The 3,286-nt window shown below is 75.6% G+C and carries 3 protein-coding genes; all 3 read right to left on the reverse strand.

Going from position 1 to position 3,286, the window contains the following annotated elements:
- Positions 1–135: 135 nt before the first annotated feature.
- The gene (locus tag C1I99_RS30590) at positions 136–1,713 is read right to left on the reverse strand and encodes an ATP-binding protein (RefSeq protein WP_111137629.1); all 1,578 of its coding nucleotides are present in this window, start codon (positions 1,711–1,713) and stop codon (positions 136–138) included.
- A 12-nt stretch (positions 1,714–1,725) separates the two neighbouring features.
- Positions 1,726–2,406, reverse strand: coding sequence for a response regulator (locus tag C1I99_RS30595; protein ID WP_111137630.1), 681 nt, complete (start codon positions 2,404–2,406; stop codon positions 1,726–1,728).
- A gap of 101 nt (positions 2,407–2,507) precedes the next feature.
- Positions 2,508–3,086, reverse strand: coding sequence for an AMIN-like domain-containing (lipo)protein (locus tag C1I99_RS30600; protein WP_199562451.1), 579 nt, complete (start codon positions 3,084–3,086; stop codon positions 2,508–2,510).
- Positions 3,087–3,286: the final 200 nt, after the last annotated feature.

Genomic DNA, 3,286 nt, shown 5'->3' on the forward strand with positions numbered 1-3,286 from the left:
CTCCGCCGTCGAGCCGGGGATCCGGCCGCCGACCACCAGCAGCCGGGGTCGGGCGTCCGGGGTGGACCGCTGGTACCCCAGCTCACCGGCGGCGACGGTGGCCCGTAGCCGCGCGCCCAGCGACGGTACGCCGGTTCATCCCGCACCGTCCGGCGCCACTATCGGTCCGGCGCGGTCCGGCACTACCGGTCCGGCGCGGTCCGACACGACGGGACCAGCGCCGCCCGGCGCCACTGCCGGGGCGGCGTCGTCCGCGGCGTCGCCGACGCCCGCCGGCCGGTCGCCACGGCGCGCGGATGGTACGCCGCCAGGCCCGTCGCCGCCCGGCGCTCCCGGCCCGGCGGCCGGCAGCTCCAGGCGGAAGTGCGCGCCCGCGCCGGGCTCGCTGCGCACGCTCAGCCGCCCGCCGAGCAGGCGGGCGTTCTCCCAGGCGATGGCGAGCCCCAGCCCGCTGCCCCGGCCGGCGCGTGCCGGGTCGACCTTGTGGAAACGGTCGAAGACCCGGGGCAGGTGCTCGGCGGGGATGCCCGGCCCTTCGTCGGTGACGTCGAGAACGACCAGCGGCCCGCCCGCGACGACGCTGGCCCGAATCTCGCCGCCGCCGTGCTCGACGGCGTTGGCGACGAGGTTGGCCAGCACCCGCTCCAGCCGACGTGGGTCGGTGCGCAGCTCGACGGAGTCCCCGGTGACCACCACCCGGTCCCGCCAGCCGCGCGCCCCGACGATCGCGCGCAGCAGCGCGAGGGCGTCGACGGCGGCGACGGCGACGCTCTCCCGCCCGGCGTCCAGTCGGGAGATCTCCATCAGGTCCTCGACCAGGCGGCGCAACCGGACCACGTCGGCGACCAGCAGCTCCGCGGCGCGGCGGGCGTCGCCCGGCAGCTGGTCGAGGTGGTCGCGCAGCAGCGACGCCGCGGCCACCAAAGCGGTGACCGGGGTACGCAGCTCGTGGGCGACGTCGGCGGTGAACCGGCGCTCCCGGTCCTGAGCCCGGGACAGCGCGGCGATCTTCGCCTCGAGCGCTTCGGCCATCTCGTTGAACGATGCCGCCCAGACGCTGAACTCGTCGCGCCCGCGTACCGGCAGTCGGGTGGCGAGCAGCCCTTCGGTGAGGGCCCGCGCGGCCCGGCTGGCCCGGCCGACGGGTTCCAGCGCCCGGCGGGCCAGGGTGTGCCCGACCCCGGCGGCGAGCAGCACCACCAGTACCCAGCCGGCCAGCAGGGCGGTGCGCAGCTGGGTGAGGTCGGCGGCGATGTCGTCCTCGACGGTGACCACGTACAGCTCCGCCGTCGAGCCGGGGATCCGGCCGCCGACCACCAGCAGCCGGGGTCGGGCGTCCGGGGTGGACCGCTGGTACCCCAGCTCACCGGCGGCGACGGTGGCCCGTAGCCGCGCGCCCAGCGGCGGCGCGTACGCGGGGTTGGACGGGCGGGCGTCGCCGTCGACCAGCACCACGTGCCGGCCGCTGCCCTCGAAGCTGGTCAGCAGCTCGGCGCGGCGCTGGTCGCTCAGCGGCAGGAACTGCCCGGCCAGGACGAGCTGGTAGCGGGCGTCCGCCGCGGCCTGGTGCAGCGAGCCGTCGTAGCGGGCCTGGTGCAGCAGCAGCCAGGACCCGCCCGCGAGCAGCCCGGCGGAGACCCCGGCGACGAGCACGAACGCGATGGTCAGCCGGCGGCGCAGGCGAGGCGGGGAGACCGGGTCGGCGGCTCTCATCCGGCACCTCCCTCACGCCGGTGTCAGCTTGTAGCCGGCGCCGCGTACCGTCCGGAGCAGGCGGGGACGGGCGGGATCGTCCTCGACCTTGGCGCGCAGCCGCTGCACGGCCACGTCGACCAGCCGGGAGTCGCCGAGGAAGTCGTGGTTCCACACCCGTTCCAGCAGCAGTTCCCGGGTGAAGACCTGGCCGGGGCGGCGGGCGAGTTCCAGCAGCAGCCGGAACTCGGTGGCGGTCAACGCCAGGTCCCGCCCGTCCTTGCGGGCCACGAAGCTGGCCGGATCGATCTCCAGGCCGCCGATTTCGATGACGGTCGGGGTGGAGGCGGCGGTGGCCCGGCGCAGCACCGAGCGGACCCGGGCCACCAGCTCTGGCAGGTCGAACGGCTTGCGCAGGTAGTCGTCCGCGCCGCACTCCAGGCCGACGACGACGTCGATGGTGTCGGTGCGGGCGGTCAGCATCAGGATCGGCACCTGGCTGGTCCGCCGGATCTCCCGGCAGACCTCGAACCCGTCGAGACCGGGCAGCATCACGTCGAGCACGATCAGGTCGACCGGCCGGGCCCGCCAGGCCGCCAGCCCGGCCCGCCCGTCGGCGGCGGTGTCGACCCGGAAGCCGGCCCGCCGCAGACCGAGGGCGGTGACCTCCCGGATGGAGGCATCATCCTCGACGACCAGCAGGCGGCCCTCCATAGTGTGCTCAGCGTAGCCCCGGGGGTGGTGGTGGGCCGCCCTGCCGTAACGGACGGTGTCGAGGGCCCGGCCGGCGCCGGGCCCTCCTCCCCGTGGTGGGTTCACTGCTGCCACTGGTGGGCGACGTCCAGCACGATCCGGCTGTGCGTGCCGGGGCCGGCCAGGACGAAGACCCGGAACGGCAGCCGGGCCCGCACCCCGACCGCCAGCGTGGTGTAGCCCTCGAAGCTGCCGGCGAAGACCACGTCCCGCAGCGTCCGGTGGCGCAGCACGTTGGCGGTGTGCTCGCCGACGCGCCAGGGGACGGTGCCGACGTGCGCGTCGTACGCCGGGGCCTGTAGGGAGACCCGTAGCAGTTCGCCGCCGGCGGTGTACGGCGACAGCGGGAGGCCCTCGCCCTCGGTCCAGGTTTCGCCGTAGCTGATGGTGTAGCCGTTGACCGGTCCGGCGAATTCGAGCACCACCCGGTCGTAGCAGTCGTGCCGGCCGGTGCGCACGTCGACCAGCGGGGCGGTGCGCAGCGTGCCGGCCGACTTCGTCGCGCTGCCCCAGGTGATGCCGCAGTACGGCGAGCCGGTCGTCGTGGCGGTGGCGGTGGTCGCCGCCGTGCCGGTGCCCGCGCCAGCGACCAGCCCGGCCGCCACGATCACCAGCGCCAGCAGTCCGCTTCTCATTCTCATCGTGTTCTCCCGTCGATCGGTGCTGTCCGGGGCCACCTCGTGGGCGGCGTTGCCGGTGGCCCTCGGGTCCACCCTCCGGTCGCTCCGCCACAACGGCTTCGCCGTGGTGTAACGCCCGCGTAACAGCCCGGAGGTGCCCGAACCCCGGCGACGGGCCGGGGCGGTCCTGCGTGACCGGTCGGGGCGGGTCACGGTAAGGC

The organism is Micromonospora deserti (assembly GCF_003236335.1).
Classification (GTDB): Bacteria; Actinomycetota; Actinomycetes; order Mycobacteriales; family Micromonosporaceae; genus Micromonospora; species Micromonospora deserti.